Consider the following 16,710-nt stretch of genomic DNA (forward strand, 5'->3'; position numbering starts at 1 on the left):
ATTTTCTTTATAAGCACTTTTAAGTAATCCATGATAACCCTAAAAGAACACCAATAGGATCCATAAAGGCTGAAAGTTTCCTTCAGACTTTTGAAACGACCTTTCTACAGCATAAAATGTTAAAATAATACTTATTTAACTGATGTATTAAGGGCTCCTCATGTTACCTTTTTTTAACTCAGTAAATGAGATTTACTTTTACTGCTCCTACAATCGATAGACCTAAAATGCTTTATTAAGATGTATTCTAAATATTTGAATATTCATGAATCATTCACATCTGCCTAATATAATACAGCGTAGTTAGTACTAAAAAATCTAGATCTTAGATTTTTTTGATCATAAAGGTAATACAGACAAGCCTGAACATTTTATAAATCGAATAATATTAACCCCCATAACTATGAAGAAATTTATTTTATTAATGGCCTTTACGTTTTTTTCAACAATGGCTTATTCACAAGTAGGTCATGTCATGCAGGGAGTCGGTGCATTTAATATGTCTATGGGTGGTGCTGCAACCGGTCAACCTCTTGATATATCAGGAGCTTTACAATGGAACCCCGCTGCCATATCCAGCTTTGACCAACAAATATTGAATGTGGATGTTGGTCTTTTCTTTTCCTCACCTGAATTAAATAGCACAGTCCCAGAATTTGATCAAAATGGGCAACCAACAGGAAACTATTTCAGTGGCACTACTGCCGATGACCGCGGAATCTCCCCAATGCCTGCGGTGGCTTATGTTTGGGCATCAGAGAAGAGTAAACATTCATTTGGTTTATCTGTCTTTGGAATCAGTGGTTTCGGCGTGACCTTCCCTGAAAACATGGCGAACCCTATTAACATGCCCCAAAATATGGGTGGCTTTGGTCATATTGAATCCGACTACATGTTGTTGCAAACAGGTATAACGTATGCCTACCAACTATCTGATAAGTTTTCTATAGGTGTGGAACCTAATTTCAGTTTATCATCCCTTGAATTAGCTCCAAATCCAACAGCTTCACCATCTCAAACTGCCGGTTATCCATCCACCAACAAAGCAACAGCCACTGGTTATGGAGCACAGGTTGGATTATTCTTTGATTCGGGATCCGGATTTAAGTCAGGTATTGCCTATAAAACAAATGTTCATTTCAGTGATTTTGAGTTTGAGAACACATACCTGGATGGATCAACTTCAACCAATTCTTTTAATATGGACTATCCATCCATTTTTTCTGTTGGCCTTGGCTATTCAGCTGATGTACTGGATCTGGCATTGGATTACCGATTTGTAAATTATGAGAATACGGATGGGTTTTCTGAATCAGGCTGGACCAATACAGCATCTGTAGCTGGTTTTGGATGGAAGAATATTTCTGTCATATCAACCGGTATTCAGTATAAAGGCATTGACAACCTACCATTGAGACTTGGATATACTTACTCCAGCAATCCAATTGATGAAGAATTAACCTTTTTCAATATCCCGGCTACTGCTGTGATAGCTAACGCTTTTCAGGTTGGAGCCGGTTATAACATCGGAAATAAGATAAACTTTGATATCGTATACCATCGGGGAATGAGTGCTGGTAAAACCAGTGGCCCTGTCCTCAATCCTCAATTAGCTCAGCAATACCCTAATGGGGCCATTCCCGGAAGTGAAATAAGTTATGATATGAACACTGATCTTATAATGGTTGGCTTCAAATATCTATTTAGCAGTAAATAAACTTATCTTTGCTATATCTGAGGCATCTTAGTTTTTCTAAGGTGCCTTTTTTTGTTAAGTAAACCTCCTAAATCCGGTGGATATTGAATCTCGCTTTCCCCTATTTTATCTACTGTTTTAGCAATCTTAATAATTACTCTACGTGACCTTAGATCTGTTTGAGCCCGCGGCCGTCACCCAGAAAGAACGGGTAAATAATGCTATGGGGGATGAGTTACCTCCTCATGAACCCGGTGTATATACCATGTACGACAGGCATGATCAGGTAATGTATGTGGGAAAAGCCAAAGACCTGCAACAGCGAGTCACTTCCTATCGCTATTCCAAGTCTAAAAAAATACAGCGAATGATCGCGCACCTCGAAAGAGTTTCCTATGAGGTCTGTAATTCTGAAACGGATGCAATTCTGTTGGAGAATCTGCTTATACGTTCACTGCGTCCTCCCTTTAATCATGCTAACAAAAAACCGGAGACCTACTACTATATTTCTACCACAAGACGGGGCAACAGCCGGGAATTTCGCCTTTCCATGCGTGTGATGGAAGATTACCCCAATGTGTATGGCTGCTTTAAAGGTCATCTCAAAACTCGGAAGGGACTAGGTGCCATGCTGAAGCTGTTGTACGTGATGAACCGGCCGATCCTAAGTGCCACATACTTACCAAGTCAATTATTGAACCGTATCACCCCTCAAAAATTTCACATCAAGCTGGATACTCAAACAGGTGTATTGGTGGACCAGTTTCTGAAAGGCAGCTCCGGGTTATTGGCTGACCAACTTGAGGAACACGTTATGGGAATCAAATTCAAAGATCGGTTCACCGTAAATTATTTCGACAACGAACTGGAGCAACTCCGTATGTTCTACACACTGGGACCCAACAGGAACTTTAGACTCAAACAAGAACTAGGGCTGGATACCGTGCTCATAGATCAGGATGAGATCGATGACCTGATGGCGCTGATGGGTTCAGCATCCAACAAGGAACATTCAACATCCATCTAAGAAGAATGGAAATGTTTAGGGTACAGAGCTATCTGAGCAAACCCTTTTAGTTTATAACCATTGCCTAGCTCCAAGGCAGAGCGTAAGTAGAGAGGCGTTTTAAGTTGAATGTTGGTTATTCGATATTGGCTGTTTTCACTCCGGCTCCACCCAATCCATATAATCACCAAGCCCGCCGCGGTTTGTTACATTCTTTCCGATTTTTGTTTGAACCGATTCAGGATACTCATTGGGGAAGATGAAGATAGCTCCCAGCAGGATCTCATGTTTTGGTATGCCCAAATATTTCAGCAGTTTAGGCTTTCGAAGGCATCCACCTGATGACCAATACGCATTTATATCGCAAGCAGTGGCCGCCAGTAAAAGATTCTGTATCGCTGCGCCGGTGGCTGCAATATGTTCCATATTCTTTACGTTTGGATGATATTTCCTTCCTTTCTTCCGGCTCTTTTCAGGAATCCAGGTTCCAAGTATAAGTGTGTCTGAAGCAGCCAGCATCTCTTTTATCCCATCGCTGGACTTCACCGGTTTTTCATCAATAAGTTTGTTTAGAAGTGTTCTGCAACCCTTTCCGTCTAAAGCGTGAAATCGCCATGGCTCTGATCCTTTCAATGTTTCGGATCGCTGCTTCTCAGGACTTTCGTGATGAAAGGGTGCTTTCCCCGCCAGCTCGATCAGTTCATTTATAGTGTCTTTGAATCCTTCTCCCTTGGTTACCGGCAAAGGGTTTTCAGGGTCGGCTCTGAGCTTTAGAGTTTTTCGGACGCGAATGGTTTCATCGGTGGTCATTTTGATCTTTTTGAAATGGATTTTGAACCCAAAGATACGGAAGAAATTAATGTATCTTATCGTAACAGAGATAGAGTGAAGAAGCTCCCCGTAAGACGTAGCAAGCTGCACTTACTGTCCCTCCAGAGGGACACAAATTCGAGGCCTAAACAGCCTCTTTAGTTAGATTTAAATTGGTTTATATACCAAGAACTTGTCTCTCTTTGGGGAGAGACAGGGTTCAGCTCTGCTGTAATTCAGAGAGAGGAAAGTGGTTGATATATGCAAAAATGCTAGAACTGGAAATAATGCACCCATTTCACTACAATTTAAAGAAGAGAGGGTTCAATATGACTAAAAATATTTCAAACCATCATTACAATAAACACTTAAAACCGATCGCAAAAACGTTGCGAAAGAATATGACCAAAGCTGAAGCTGCTCTTTGGAAATATGGGCTAAGAAAAAAACAACGACGAGGTTATAGCTTCAACCGTCAGCGCCCTATTCTAAAGTATGTCGCCGATTTTATGTGTAAAAAGCTCGACTTGATCATTGAAGTAGATGGTTGTAGTCATGATCACGCTGAAGCACAGCAGCAGGATAAGGATCGGCAGAATACCTTAGAAACAGCCTGATTTACCATTCTACGTTTCACCGATGAGGATGTACTTCAGAATATGGATTCCGTTTGCCGAAGAATTGATGAAGAGATTGTCCTTTTGGAGAACACGAAACCTAAATAACCACTGACCTCCCCGCAAGCAACAGCGATCTGCTCTTGCTGTCCCTCCAAAGGGACACAGGGTTCTTGGCTTTGGCTAGCAAGTTTAATCAAGTCCAGACTGCTTAATCTGCCAAGAACCTGTCTCTCTTCGGAGAGAGACCGATTTCAGCTTTGCTGGAAATCAGAGAGAGGACAGTGTTCGGTATTGGCTACCTACTCGCTACACCAGAATATAATTCTTCGCCACCTGCTTGTATTCCTTCACTTCCTGTTTCACCCAAGCCTCATCTTTGCCGAATTCGCGGGCTATGAGCCTACCAACTTCCGGTGCCATTTCCACACTGGCTTTAGCATCCAGCAGTAAAGCACGGGTTCGGCGAGAAAGTATATCCTCAATGGTTTGTGCCATTTCGTTTCGAACCGCCCAGATCACTTCGGCTTTCAAATAAGGCAAGTCAGGGTGAAGTCTTTCTCCCAACTTCGGTTCGTTTTTTATGAGTTTTTCCAGGGCTACCTTATCAGATCCATACACATACAAGTGATCATCCCTATTTACATTCTTCAGCCAACCGTGAATGCGAAGTTCTTTGGTAGGCGTTTCTTTAACATCCAGACCGGCAACCATCGCAGCCTGATCGATCGTATCCTCCGCCATCTTTCTATAAGTTGTCCACTTTCCGCCGGCTATGGTAACCAAGCCGGATTCGGAAACCTGAATATGATGACTTCTTGAGATCTCGGAGGTATCCTTGGCATCAGCCGGACTTACAAGTGGACGAATTCCAGCAAATACACTTTTCACATCCTTTCTTTCAGGATCTTTGGTCAGATACTGAGCTGCGTGCCGTAATACAAACTCTATCTCTTCCTCCAGGGCAACCGGCTCGAGGGTCGCTTTATCAACCGCAGTATCTGTTGTGCCAACAATCACTTTATCATGCCACGGAACCGCAAATAATACGCGCCCGTCATCTGTGTGGGGCACCATAATAGCAGAATCACCCGGCAAAAACTCCTTATCCAATACAATGTGAATTCCCTGTGCATACTGTATGATCTTAGTGTGGCCTTCCTCATCCATTTCCAGGATATCATCCGTAAAGATACCAGTTGCATTAACAACCACACGTGCGCTTACTTCAAAGTCTTCTCCAATAAGCATATCGCGGATCTTCACCCCTTCAACAAGATCCTGACCATTTTTTTTCAATCCCGTTACCTTCATATAGTTAAGAGGAAAACCTCCTTCATCATGCATAGTCTGTGCCAGGTTTATGGATAAGCGGGAGTCATCAAACTGACCGTCATAATAGATCACGCCACCACGTAAGCCTTCAGGTTCCAAAGTAGGGATTTTCTCCAGTGTCTTCTCCTTGGACAGGTTTTTTGACTTATTGATGCCCAATTTACCTGCCAATGCATCATATACTTTCATTCCTACACCATAAAAAGGCCCATTCCACCACTCATAACTTGGCACAATAAACGACTGATGACTCACCAAGTGAGGGGCGTTTTGTATCAGTAATCCTCGTTCATGCAAGGCTTCTATCACCAGAGAAACATCACCCTGTTGCAAATACCTGACTCCGCCATGTACAAGTTTTGTGCTTCTGCTTGAGGTCCCTTTCGCAAAATCATGCATTTCAAGAAGTAAGGTTTTATAGCCCCGTGATGCGGCATCAACTCCAACTCCCAATCCGGTAGCACCCCCACCTATAACCACCACATCCCAGTAATCGTTGAAATTTTTAACTTCTTCAATAATCTTAGACCTGTTCATATAGGCTCCTTTTTTCTATAGTTGGTTATCTGAAATAATATGAAACAAATAGATATAATCTGGAAATAAATTAGGTTCTTAGGCAAACCCTTTTATCATATATGCTAACCTAGAACTTTTTGATAGGAGTTCTTTCCAATATCGTAGACCCGTTTCCCCTGATCGAAATCAAAGACCCCGCACGCATTTCTTGGGATGTCGATGAGATGATCCGGTTTGTACATTTCGATCATTAGGTCCGTTAATCTATCCTGTGTAAAACTGAAAGTACTGTCCATCAATTCGATCAATGAAAATGATTCCTCTTTGGCCGGTAATTCTGCTTTTTGTTTTGTCTTACTTTTCGATTTCATAGAATCTGGCAGTACTTTATTAAACCATTTCTGAACTTCATCTAAAGTATCAGGCTCAGTTTTGGGTTTTTTATTAAATTTTTGATCCGGTTTACCATTAAGGTTAACAGCTACAATTATTGCTTCTTCCTGCTTTTTAACAAGATTAATGGGAAGAGGGTTAAGTACACCCCCATCCACTAAAACCATTCCATCTTCAACCACAGGAACAAAAAATCCGGGTATGGAGACTGAGGCACGAAGGGCTTTATACAGATCTCCTTTTGTGAAATGTACCTCTTTATGATGACGCATGTCGGTTGCTACGGCTGTAAATGGAATAGGAAATTCATCAATTTGTTCTTGACCGGTTACCTCTACATGCTTGGCAAAAAGCTTTTCCCCTTTAACAAAACCCTGCTTGGCAAAGGTAAAATCCAACAGATCAAATACAGCTTTCTTATTAAGATTAAGTATCCACTCCTTATAATCCTTTAAGTGACCGGCTGCATAAATGCCTCCTACCACAGCCCCCATTGAACAGCCAATAACCTCTATTATCTCATAACCGGCCTTTTCAAGTTCCTCTATCACTGCTATATGAGCAATTCCTCGTGCTCCGCCACTTCCAAGTACTAAATGAACCTTGCCCTTAGTCTTTTCAGGTTCTCCTTTTTCGTTGTCTTTCATATTAAACCATGGTTGTTCAACATTTGCATATAGTCATATTTTCTATAATCAATATCACTAAATAAACGAAATAATCCCGTCTTTCACATCAACCAGACTTTCTGTCTTTTCAAATTGATGAACATGATTTCCCAAAACAAATAATGGTACTTTATTTCGGGTATGCGTTTTAGTGGAAAGATCTTCAAGGTTACCATGATCACTGGTAATGACCAAAGTATCCGAGCTTTTCATCTTATTTATAATATACAGCAGAAACTCATCCAGAGGTTTCAATACGCGTTGTGCATCCTCATTTTTTTGGCTATGACCTGCTTTGTCAGTCAGATAGTATTCATATAGTATAAGGTCATGTTCCGGTACCACATTCAATAGTCTTTTAGCTGCATCGGTTGGAGTGATTTTTGGTATATCAATTCCAAGTTTTTCCCTCCAGACATTTTGTACGATCTCTGCTGTCAGGGCTGTCTCATTCAGCACATCCTCGATGGTGTTCAGTTTTATGCCGGAGCTTTTGGTCATAAGAGTGGTACAGCTCCATCGATTACGCTTTTTTGCATGTTCAAAGAATATCGGAGGGTAGGCATTCAGAAAGTATGGCCTTTTATCTCTTTCCAAGACCGCGTGAAATACACTTTCCTTTTTCAAGAACCGTTTTATACCTGTGTGAGGAAAGGGACCAAAATGCTTTCCGATTTCCTTTGCAGCATTTCGACCGGTGAACAGAGTGGTCTGTCCGGTTCCGCTTTGGGGCAGACCTTCTATGCCAAGGTTGGCATCAATAGGTTTAAAGAGTAGATCTTTTTCTAATTTTGGTTCTGCTCTTGAGTTAAATGATCCATTGGTTAGAATTTCAAATGACTCATATCTGTTGTTAAAAAATGGATTTTCAGGGGATTCTTTACCCAAACCGACCCCATCAATAAATATGAATATAACTGACATGTATATTATTCTTAATTCAATATTGAAATCCATCTAATCAGACAATTGGTCAGACCGACTTTGAATCGTCAAACCAGAAAGTATCTCTTACTTCTCCAAAATGATCGTTACCGGGCCGTCATTAACTAGCTTTACACTCATCATAGCACCAAATTCTCCGGTTTGGATGTCGAGGTCAGTATTAGCTTTAAACCACTCGATCATTTCCTCATACATGGGCTCCGCTTTGTCAGGTTTAGCTGCCTCAATAAAACTTGGCCGGGTTCCCTTATCTGAATTGGCATATAAGGTAAACTGTGAAACCAATAATATTCCTCCATTCACATCCTGAACAGATCGGTTCATTTTTCCATCTTCATCCTCAAAGATCCGCAGTTTAGTTATCTTGTTACAGAGCCACTCCATTTGCTCTCTTTTATCATTTTCATGGATGCCGATCAAGATTAAAAGCCCCTGATCTATGGCTCCGGTGATCTCATTATCTATCATGACGGATGATGAACTAACGCGCTGAATAACTGCCTTCATAAACTGTTGATATGTGGATTACTATGTGGATTACTCGATAACAAATATTGGATAACTAAAAACACTCATAATTGTGCACATGATTCCACAAACATTCAAGACTATCAACATCCAAAAAGAATAACTTTTGGTGTTAACAGCTATTCGATCTTTTTTATGTATAAAGTATATAGAAATGTGAACAATTTTATGTTACCCCTGTTAAAGTACTGATTTATATGAACGAGTTATAAACAAATCTATCCACAATAATTATCAGTAGGTGATATAAAATTGGATAAAAAAGTTATCCACTTATCCACAGCCTCTACTACTATTACTAAACTATATAAATCTCATACTTATAATCTCTTTGGTGTGGAAAAGAATCGGAAAAAGTACTTAAAACACTCTGATAATCCTTCTATATTTGTGTGTCATGAATAAGCAATATCCCATAGGAAAACTTTCGTTCTCAGAAGATCATTCACAAGAAGATCGTGAATCCTGCATGGATGATATTGCCTTACTTCCAGAACGTATCAGGAATGAAATTGAGGACTGTTCTGATGATGTTCTCATGATCCCTTATCGGGATGATGGTTGGACTATCAGAGAGGTGATCACTCATTTACTTGACGCCCATACCAATGCTGTTATCAGAATTAAAACGGCTCTTACTGAAGATGATCCGGTAATAAGAGTTTATGATCAAAATGCTTGGGTGAGAATTGAGGATCAATTTGAAATACCACTGGAGCTTACCCTTCAAATGCTGGAAGATACTCATGAAAAGATGATCCGCATTTATGAATGTCTGGATGAAGAGCAATGGAAACGTTCTTACACTAAGCCGGGAGCAGGTTCATTTACTCTGGCAAAATCTGCTGCGCTATACGCCTGGCATTCAAACCATCATTTAGCACACATACGACTAGTAACCCAACACGAAAAATCATAGCGATCTATGTCTGATAAAAAACAAATGACCTACAAAGATTCCGGAGTTGATATCAAAGCCGGTGAAGAAATGGTCGAATCCATAAAGGGTGTAGTTAAAGACACTCATGGTCCGGAAGTACTTACCAATATCGGTGGGTTTGGTGGTTTTTTCAGACCGGATCTTGGTTCATATAAAAAACCAGTATTTGTAAGTTCTGTTGATGGCGTTGGAACAAAATTGATCGTCGCTTTTAAAACCGGTAAGTATGATACCGTTGGGCAGGATCTGGTAAATCACTGTGTAAATGATGTTGCTGTGTGTGGGGCCAAACCTCTTTTCTTCCTGGATTATTTTTCAACCGGAAAGCTTGAGCAACATGTCGGTGTGGATGTGGTAAAGGGATTTGCCAAAGCCTGTAAAGAAAATGGAGTAGCCCTGATAGGTGGTGAAACAGCTGAAATGCCGGATATCTACGATGAAGGTGAATTTGATCTGGCCGGAACCATCGTTGGTATTGTAGATGAAGACGAGGTGATCAATGGATCGGAAATTCAAAAAGGCGATGTGCTTCTGGGATTTAAAAGTTCAGGCTTACATACCAACGGATACTCCTTAGCCCGAAAAGTGCTGTTCAGTAAGTACAAAGTTGAGAATTATGTGGAAGATCTTGGCAGTACGGTTGGTGATGAACTTCTAAAGGTTCACCGCTCTTATTTGTCATTGATCACAGAATTGAAAACACTAAAAGGTGTGAATGGGTTTTCACATATCACCGGTGGTGGTATTGTTGGAAACACAAAGCGTATTCTCCCTGATGGACTGAAACTCAATATTAACTGGGATGCCTGGGAACGCCCTCCCGTCTATAATCTGATCAAAGAAGTTGGTAACGTACCCGAAGATGACATGCAGGCTACTTTCAATTTAGGAATCGGGTTGATCGCCGTGGTTTCTGAAGATGAAATAGATGCTGTGAAGAAAAAAGCAAAAGATTTGGGAGAAGAGGTATTTGAAGTTGGGGCTGTAGAGTAATTTTATATCTTTAATATGAAATACTCTAAGTAATTATTTAATATAGCTATAAAATAGGTATTGATAAGAGAGAGTTAATGCCATAATCTGTGCTAACTGCTAATTAAAATAAGTTTAGCACATGGATATAAAAGACATATTAAAATTAGATCAAGAGCAAAAAATTGTTGCTCATTACACAAGAAGAGAAACTGCTGTTAATTACATACTTAAAGATAAAAGTATCAGATTTAATCCAATCATTTATTCAAATGATCCTTTTGAGTATAAAGGAAAAATAAATGGAATTAGTGCACAAAATTTAACTGAAGAAGTTTTACAAAAACTAAGAAAAGAGATTAATAATGAGACTGATTTAACTACTGTAAAAGCGAAAAGCTTTTGCTGTTCAATATCAAATCATAAAGATGATTTTAAAGTAAAAACAAGCTCTTTTGGTAACATGATGATGTGGGATAGGTATGGAGAAAATCATCAGGGAATTTGTCTCATTTTTAGTAAGGAAGAATTAGATACGATTTTTTATAGAAAAGTATCTGATTATGAAATAATTAGGAGTAAAGCCCTCACATATGAAGATATTAAGAATCCTTTTGTCGATTTAAAAACGGTTAAGATTAATGAAAATAAAAGTGGCAAAGAATTGGTCTTTGATCACTATGAAAAATATATGGACGACTTATTCTTTTATAAAGATTCCAGCTGGTCAAATGAAAATGAATACCGTTATTTAATAATTGATCAAAAGGAAAGTGATATAAAAATTAATTTTAAAGATGCCCTGATAGGAATAGTAGTTGGTGAAAGATTTGATGATTTACTGTTACCTCAGTTATATCAATTTGGATTACCAGTTTATCAATGTTGTGTTACTAACAGGGCTGATGAGATAGATTGGGTATTGTTACCTTTATATCCAAATAATCCGCAAAATCAACCTCATTCGTGTTCCATTTATTGAATTGATTCCGGTTCTAGTTTTCAGCTCTTAATTACTCGCCTTATTTTCGTTTTATGGAAAATGAAACTCAGTTCGATCAAAAGAAGAATGATCTATCGGGATTAACCACCGGAAAGCTGTTGATCATGTCGGTGGTTTCGGCCAATATCTACCTTTTTATATCACTGCTCATTATAAAATACTTGCACGAAGGCTGGGTGGTTGATCTATTTGACAGTAACTATATGGTTTTTGAACAGGTTGGTTTTGGGGTGGGGGCCGGTTTACTATCATCTGCTATTATATTTCTGATCATCAAAATACCACCAGTCTCAAATGTGCTTTCTGATTTTTCAGTCTTTAAAGCTCTTTCAACAGTCCATTTTTCTCTCTTTGATAAGATACAGATATCAGTATTTGCCGGTGCCGGTGAGGAAATATTATTCAGAGGAGCAATTCAGCCACTGATCGGAAATGTATTTACATCCATCATATTTATTGGGATCCATGGCTATTTCAAGTTCAAGTCACCGGGACATATTCTATTTGGACTGATGATGTTCGGTCTGAGTTTGATGCTTGGATTTCTTGCTTTATATGTTGGACTGATCGCAGCCATGATAGCTCACTCTGTTTATGATCTTGTTATGCTCATATTGATCCAAAAGAAGTAAAAAGGACCATTATTTTTAAACTTATATGTATGCAATGAACCCTGTTTTTGGACTGTATTGTGCATTTGACTGTAAAATTTTTTTAAAGGACAGACTAAAAAGTTAATATATTTTGAATATTAAATCATCATAAAAATATAATTAATATGTACTTATATAATTTATTAATTTTTATGATCCGTCCTGTCTTTTCTTATTAGGCTATTGAGGTTTAGCTCTCATTTAGGTAATTAGCGTGACTTCCAACTAAGGAAGTATTTAGATGTGCACTAACTAACTCTAACTTAAATTCACGCTATATGAAAAACTTCTACAAACACGCGTTGTCATTTGCATTGTCGCTGTTTGTTCTTACTGCCAGTGCTTATGCACAATTTACGGTGACAGGTACGATCACCGATGCAGAAAGTAATGAACCATTGTTTGGTGTTACCATACTGAATGTAGATTCAGGTGGTGGTGCTGCTACAAACATTGATGGCGAATTCTCTTTGGAGGTACAAGGAGAATCAGCTACCCTAAGAATAACCTATGTGGGTTATATAACAAGAACTATGGAGGTCAACCGAGACGGTAATTCAGTTGTTGAACTTGATATTGAATTGCGTCCGGATATTTCCAGACTTGATGAGATCGTCGTTTCCGGTCTTGCCTCAAATGTGAAACGAAGTAACCTGGCTAATGCTGTAAGTACAGTATCTGCTGAGGAACTTGCCGGAACAACTGTAAATGAGTCTGTTGATGCCGCTTTATCGGGTAAACTTCCCGGTGTTAATATTGTTGCCAGTGGTGGTGCTCCCGGTGGTGGTAGCAACGTACAGTTACGCGGTATTTCAACGCTTGGTGCAGGTTCATCTCAGCCACTCTATGTTATTGACGGTATCTATGTCGATAACTCAGTTATCTCAACTGGACGTTCTTCTGTAAGTGGTGCCGGTGGACCAAGTCAGGATGGTGTTGCCAGCCGTGTATCTGATCTTAATCCGGAAGACATCGAATCTATTGAGGTTCTTAAAGGTCCTTCTGCTGCTGCTATTTATGGTAGTCGCGCCAATGCCGGTGTAATTATCATTACAACCAAAAAAGGTAAAGCAGGAGACACCAGAGTTAGTATTAAACAAGACGTTGGTTTTGCCAGTGCTTTGAATCTGCTTGGATTTGATAAGTGGAGTGAAGATAAGATCAACCTATTATACAGTGGAGCTAGTCTTACAGAAGAATTAGCAAAATTTCAGCAAAATGGAAATCTCCTGGATTATGAGGAAGAGATGTATGGTGAGAACGGTTTACTTACCAACACCCAAATAAGTGCCTCCGGTGGTAGTGATAAAACACAGTTCTATTTAAGTGCCGGACTTCAGGACGAAGAAGGTATAATTAAGAATACCGGGTTTAACAGAAATAATATTAGGTTGAATGTAGACCATTCGATAAATAATAATATTTCAGTTTCATCCACTTCTAACTTTATCAGAACTGATTCAGATCGCGGATTTACCGGAAACCAGAATGGTACCGGTGGTAGTATTGGATACAATATCGCATACGTTCCCAGTTATGCAGATCTGAGACCTGATGAAAATGGTGTATATCCAAACAACCCTTATTTCGCAGAAAATCCATATGCGCTGCGCGATCATGCGGTTAACAATCAGATCGTAAATCGGTTCTTGCAGAGTCTTGGACTGGAAGCCCAGCTTTATTCTGATGAGAATAGCTTCCTGAGTTTTAATACGCAGGTTGGTTTTGATTACCTGAATGCAAACTCTGAAGTGTATTTCCCTGAGTGGTTTCAGTCCCAGCAGGCAAGTTCTACTCCAGGTGATGTGATTCATGGTAAGCAGGATAATTTTAATCTGAATTTGCAAGCCTTCCTGGTTCACAATATTGATGTTGAAGGATTTAATTTTAGTACGCAGTTGGGTTATACTCGTATCTATGAAGAATCCAATCGTCTGTTGAATAGAGGTAGAGGTTTGGCTCCGGGTCAAACGAACTTAAATCAGGCTCAGGTACAGTCTGTCTTCGGTCAGAGATTCCAGGAAGTTTCTGAAATAGGATTGGTTGCACAAGAAGAGATCAACTGGGAAGACAAGTTGATAGGTACTTTAGGTGTTCGATTTGATAAATCAACACTGAATGCCAAGCAAAATGAGTTCTATGCTTTTCCAAAGGCTTCTCTTGCAGCTAACCTTACCAATTTTGGTTTCTGGAATATCGATCAGATCGATCAGTTAAAACTGAGAACAGCCTATGGTGAAACAGGTGGTAAAGCCTCTTTTGGTTCTACATTTGAAGCACTAGGCGGTGTTAATATTGGTGGAAATCTTGGATCCGTTATCTCAACAAGAGCTATCGATCCTAATCTGAAACCTGAAACAGCCAGTGAGATCGAATTTGGTGCAGACATTAGCGTATTCCAAGGTAAGATTGGTTTAGAAGCTACTTACTACATCAAAGAAGTACGTGATCTGATCCTTGACCAAAGCCCCCCTGCCTCAACCGGTATCAGTGCCATTGCAACTAATGCTGCTGATCTTGAAAACAAAGGTTTGGAGCTTACTTTGACCACATCTCCTGTACGAACAGCTAACTTATCGTGGGTTTCCAAGTTGTTGTACTGGAAGAATGATTCAGAGATCACAAGATTGGATATTCCATCGTATGAAACCGGTGGATTTGGACTTTCACTCGGTCAGTATCTGATCCGTGAAGGATATTCACCGACTACGATCGTTGGTAATCCTCAGGATCCCGGTCTCACTTTTTATGGTGATGCTCAGCCTGACTTCCAGATGTCTTGGTATAATGAGCTTAACTTCCTTGCTAATTTTGAGTTTAGTTTCTTGTTTCAATACAGCAAAGGAGCTGATAACATTGACCTGACAAGATTCTTGCTTGATGGTGGTGGAAACACACCCGATTGGAGTGAAGATTCTGATAATGATGGTGTTCCAAACGGCCTTGATCGTGGTCCTTTTAATCCTAGTCGTTTTGTTGATGATGCAACTTATCTGAAGCTAAGAGAAGTTGGTTTCTACTATACGGTACCAACTAACTTGGTTGAAAGTTTAAACGTTGAACGAATCAGATTAGGTGTTTCAGGTAAGAATCTTCTCTTATTCTCCGATTACAACAGCTATGATCCTGAGGTTTCTAACTTTGGTGCTCAGCCTGTGGCTCAATCGGTAGAGGTTACTCCTTATCCGAGTTCAAGGAGAGTTTTCTTTCACATTAACCTCGACTTTTAAGAATGATTATCATGAAAAATATTAAACATTACATATTTAGTACTACTATTGTACTGTTATCAGCTTTTATGATGACAGGTTGTAATTTAACGGAGGTTGATGAGGTTTTAGATCCTAACAACCCATCCGTTGCAGGCGTCTTACAAGATGCCTCTAAAGGTGAACTCCAAAATATGGTAACGGGTCTCGAAGCTCGTCATCGTAATTATGTGGATAATGCTACGGAACTCTACGGATCATTTGGCCGTGAAGTGTGGGCATTTTTTGAATCAGATCCACGATTTACCATTGACTGGTTAGGACAGGAGGGAATAACTCCCTATCCAAATTTCTTCGGATCAGGCGGAGTTTATAACACACCTTATCAGACAATAAAACAAGCTAATTTGCTTATTGGAGCAGCAGAAAACACAACCAGTGTTACTGATGCAGAAAAGAATGCAATTTTAGGTTTTGCCAAAACGATCAAAGCGTTTCAGTATTTGATCCCGCTACATGGCCAATATCAGAACGGAATCCGATTTGATGTTGACGAGCCACTTAACCCGGGACCATTTCTTGGTTACGATGAGGCTTTGACAGAAATACTGAATCTACTGGATGAAGCGAATTCTGATCTTAACGGTGCATCATCAACATTGCCCTTTAGTTTAACAGAAGGCTTTGGTGAGTATGGTTTCGATTCAGTTGCAGGTTTGCAACAGGTTAATCGTGCTATAAAAGCACGTGCTTCTATTTATGCAGAAGACTGGACCGGTGCACTGGATGCTTTAGATGATTCATTCATGGATCTCACTGCAGGTGAGGCTAGCATGAATGTTGGTGTATACCATGTGTATGGAAATCCACCGGATGCATTCAATCCTCTGTTTTATCCATTGGATGCTAATACCAACCAGATAATGGTGGTTCATCCTTCAATGATCGATGATGCAGAAGCGGGTGACCAACGTGTTGCCAATAAATTTTATCAGCGAGCTGATCCGGTATCAAACGCTAATATTCCTGTAGATGCTGAATACCAGGATGCGAGATGGGCAAGTAACACATCACCTATCCCGTACCTGAGAAATGAGGAGTTGATCCTTATTTATGCTGAAGCTTTGGCTCAGAGAAATCAGGGAACGGATATTGCAGATGCGGAAGCAGCGGTTAATCTAATCCGAGATACTTGGGGACTACCTCCGGTTGCCTTAGCAAACACGGGAGAAGTGATCGACCAAGTATTGTTTGAGCGACGTTATTCTCTTTGGGCAGAAGGCGGTCACCGCTGGATAGATGCCAGAAGATATGATCGTCTCAACGAGATCGATGCTCGTTATGGAACGGTGTTTACACAGTTAGAAAGACCAACAAGTGAAACAAACTGGGAAAACAACAACTAAGGAAATTTAA

At 39.9% G+C, this 16,710-nt stretch carries 14 protein-coding genes; 9 read left to right on the plus strand and 5 right to left on the minus strand.

The genetic code is table 11. The features are described from left to right. Positions 1–403 precede the first annotated feature (403 nt). Together ACKGJO_RS12140 and ACKGJO_RS12145 are read left to right on the plus strand one after the other, a co-directional pair. Positions 404–1,717 (plus strand): OmpP1/FadL family transporter, encoded by a 1,314-nt coding sequence (locus ACKGJO_RS12140; RefSeq protein ID WP_411323708.1) that lies wholly within the window; start codon positions 404–406, stop codon positions 1,715–1,717. Between the two features lie 142 nt (positions 1,718–1,859). Beyond that, on the plus strand, positions 1,860–2,723 hold the full coding sequence (locus ACKGJO_RS12145) for a GIY-YIG nuclease family protein (protein ID WP_411323709.1): 864 nt from the start codon (positions 1,860–1,862) through the stop codon (positions 2,721–2,723). Positions 2,724–2,858: 135 nt separating this feature from the next. On the opposite strand, the gene ACKGJO_RS12150 is transcribed toward ACKGJO_RS12145, so the two are convergent. After that, complete coding sequence (locus ACKGJO_RS12150; RefSeq protein WP_411323710.1) at positions 2,859–3,512, minus strand: nitroreductase family protein; 654 nt, start codon at positions 3,510–3,512, stop codon at positions 2,859–2,861. 269 nt (positions 3,513–3,781) lie between these two features. On the opposite strand from ACKGJO_RS12150, the gene ACKGJO_RS12155 reads away from it, so the two are divergent. Continuing rightward, positions 3,782–4,129 carry an endonuclease domain-containing protein gene (locus ACKGJO_RS12155; RefSeq protein ID WP_411323711.1) on the plus strand — a complete coding sequence of 116 codons (348 nt, stop codon included), beginning with the start codon at positions 3,782–3,784 and terminating at the stop codon, positions 4,127–4,129. Positions 4,130–4,438: 309 nt separating this feature from the next. On the opposite strand, the gene ACKGJO_RS12160 is transcribed toward ACKGJO_RS12155, so the two are convergent. From ACKGJO_RS12160 to dtd, 4 genes are all read right to left on the minus strand, one after another. Further along, positions 4,439–6,001, minus strand: a complete 1,563-nt coding sequence (locus ACKGJO_RS12160; protein ID WP_411323712.1) for a glycerol-3-phosphate dehydrogenase/oxidase — start codon at positions 5,999–6,001, stop codon at positions 4,439–4,441. Between the two features lie 104 nt (positions 6,002–6,105). Continuing rightward, positions 6,106–7,023 (minus strand): patatin-like phospholipase family protein, encoded by a 918-nt coding sequence (locus ACKGJO_RS12165; protein ID WP_411323713.1) that lies wholly within the window; start codon positions 7,021–7,023, stop codon positions 6,106–6,108. 57 nt (positions 7,024–7,080) lie between these two features. Then, a complete protein-coding gene (locus tag ACKGJO_RS12170; protein WP_411323714.1) occupies positions 7,081–7,968 on the minus strand; it encodes an alkaline phosphatase family protein in 888 nt (295 codons plus the stop codon). An 87-nt stretch (positions 7,969–8,055) separates the two neighbouring features. Further along, positions 8,056–8,496, minus strand: a complete 441-nt coding sequence (gene dtd / locus ACKGJO_RS12175; RefSeq protein WP_411323715.1) for a D-aminoacyl-tRNA deacylase — start codon at positions 8,494–8,496, stop codon at positions 8,056–8,058. A 418-nt stretch (positions 8,497–8,914) separates the two neighbouring features. On the opposite strand from dtd, the gene ACKGJO_RS12180 reads away from it, so the two are divergent. The 6 genes from ACKGJO_RS12180 (at position 8,915) to ACKGJO_RS12205 (ending at position 16,700) form a co-directional block, all read left to right on the plus strand. Then, positions 8,915–9,436 (plus strand): YfiT family bacillithiol transferase, encoded by a 522-nt coding sequence (locus ACKGJO_RS12180; RefSeq protein WP_411323716.1) that lies wholly within the window; start codon positions 8,915–8,917, stop codon positions 9,434–9,436. Between the two features lie 24 nt (positions 9,437–9,460). Continuing rightward, positions 9,461–10,450, plus strand: coding sequence for a phosphoribosylformylglycinamidine cyclo-ligase (gene purM / locus ACKGJO_RS12185; protein WP_411324088.1), 990 nt, complete (start codon positions 9,461–9,463; stop codon positions 10,448–10,450). Between the two features lie 121 nt (positions 10,451–10,571). Then, a complete protein-coding gene (locus ACKGJO_RS12190; protein WP_411323717.1) occupies positions 10,572–11,411 on the plus strand; it encodes a DUF2971 domain-containing protein in 840 nt (279 codons plus the stop codon). A gap of 53 nt (positions 11,412–11,464) precedes the next feature. Then, positions 11,465–12,064, plus strand: coding sequence for a CPBP family intramembrane glutamic endopeptidase (locus ACKGJO_RS12195; RefSeq protein WP_411323718.1), 600 nt, complete (start codon positions 11,465–11,467; stop codon positions 12,062–12,064). 299 nt (positions 12,065–12,363) lie between these two features. Beyond that, positions 12,364–15,315, plus strand: coding sequence for a SusC/RagA family TonB-linked outer membrane protein (locus ACKGJO_RS12200; RefSeq protein ID WP_411323719.1), 2,952 nt, complete (start codon positions 12,364–12,366; stop codon positions 15,313–15,315). An 11-nt stretch (positions 15,316–15,326) separates the two neighbouring features. Continuing rightward, positions 15,327–16,700 carry a RagB/SusD family nutrient uptake outer membrane protein gene (locus ACKGJO_RS12205; RefSeq protein WP_411323720.1) on the plus strand — a complete coding sequence of 458 codons (1,374 nt, stop codon included), beginning with the start codon at positions 15,327–15,329 and terminating at the stop codon, positions 16,698–16,700. Positions 16,701–16,710 lie beyond the last annotated feature (10 nt).

This window comes from Gracilimonas qinghaiensis (assembly GCF_046602855.1).
GTDB lineage: Bacteria > Bacteroidota > Rhodothermia > Balneolales > Balneolaceae > Gracilimonas.

Bases quoted from the DNA above. Each gene is read 5' to 3' on its own strand.
- ACKGJO_RS12140 (WP_411323708.1), top strand. From the start codon at position 404: ATGAAGAAATTTATTTTATTAATGGCCTTTACGTTTTTTTCAACAATG.
- ACKGJO_RS12150 (WP_411323710.1), bottom strand. From the start codon at position 3,512: ATGACCACCGATGAAACCATTCGCGTCCGAAAAACTCTAAAGCTCAGA.
- ACKGJO_RS12155 (WP_411323711.1), top strand. From the start codon at position 3,782: ATGCTAGAACTGGAAATAATGCACCCATTTCACTACAATTTAAAGAAG.
- ACKGJO_RS12160 (WP_411323712.1), bottom strand. From the start codon at position 6,001: ATGAACAGGTCTAAGATTATTGAAGAAGTTAAAAATTTCAACGATTAC.
- ACKGJO_RS12165 (WP_411323713.1), bottom strand. From the start codon at position 7,023: ATGAAAGACAACGAAAAAGGAGAACCTGAAAAGACTAAGGGCAAGGTT.
- ACKGJO_RS12170 (WP_411323714.1), bottom strand. From the start codon at position 7,968: ATGTCAGTTATATTCATATTTATTGATGGGGTCGGTTTGGGTAAAGAA.
- dtd (WP_411323715.1), bottom strand. From the start codon at position 8,496: ATGAAGGCAGTTATTCAGCGCGTTAGTTCATCATCCGTCATGATAGAT.
- ACKGJO_RS12180 (WP_411323716.1), top strand. From the start codon at position 8,915: ATGAATAAGCAATATCCCATAGGAAAACTTTCGTTCTCAGAAGATCAT.
- purM (WP_411324088.1), top strand. From the start codon at position 9,461: ATGACCTACAAAGATTCCGGAGTTGATATCAAAGCCGGTGAAGAAATG.
- ACKGJO_RS12190 (WP_411323717.1), top strand. From the start codon at position 10,572: ATGGATATAAAAGACATATTAAAATTAGATCAAGAGCAAAAAATTGTT.
- ACKGJO_RS12195 (WP_411323718.1), top strand. From the start codon at position 11,465: ATGGAAAATGAAACTCAGTTCGATCAAAAGAAGAATGATCTATCGGGA.
- ACKGJO_RS12200 (WP_411323719.1), top strand. From the start codon at position 12,364: ATGAAAAACTTCTACAAACACGCGTTGTCATTTGCATTGTCGCTGTTT.
- ACKGJO_RS12205 (WP_411323720.1), top strand. From the start codon at position 15,327: ATGAAAAATATTAAACATTACATATTTAGTACTACTATTGTACTGTTA.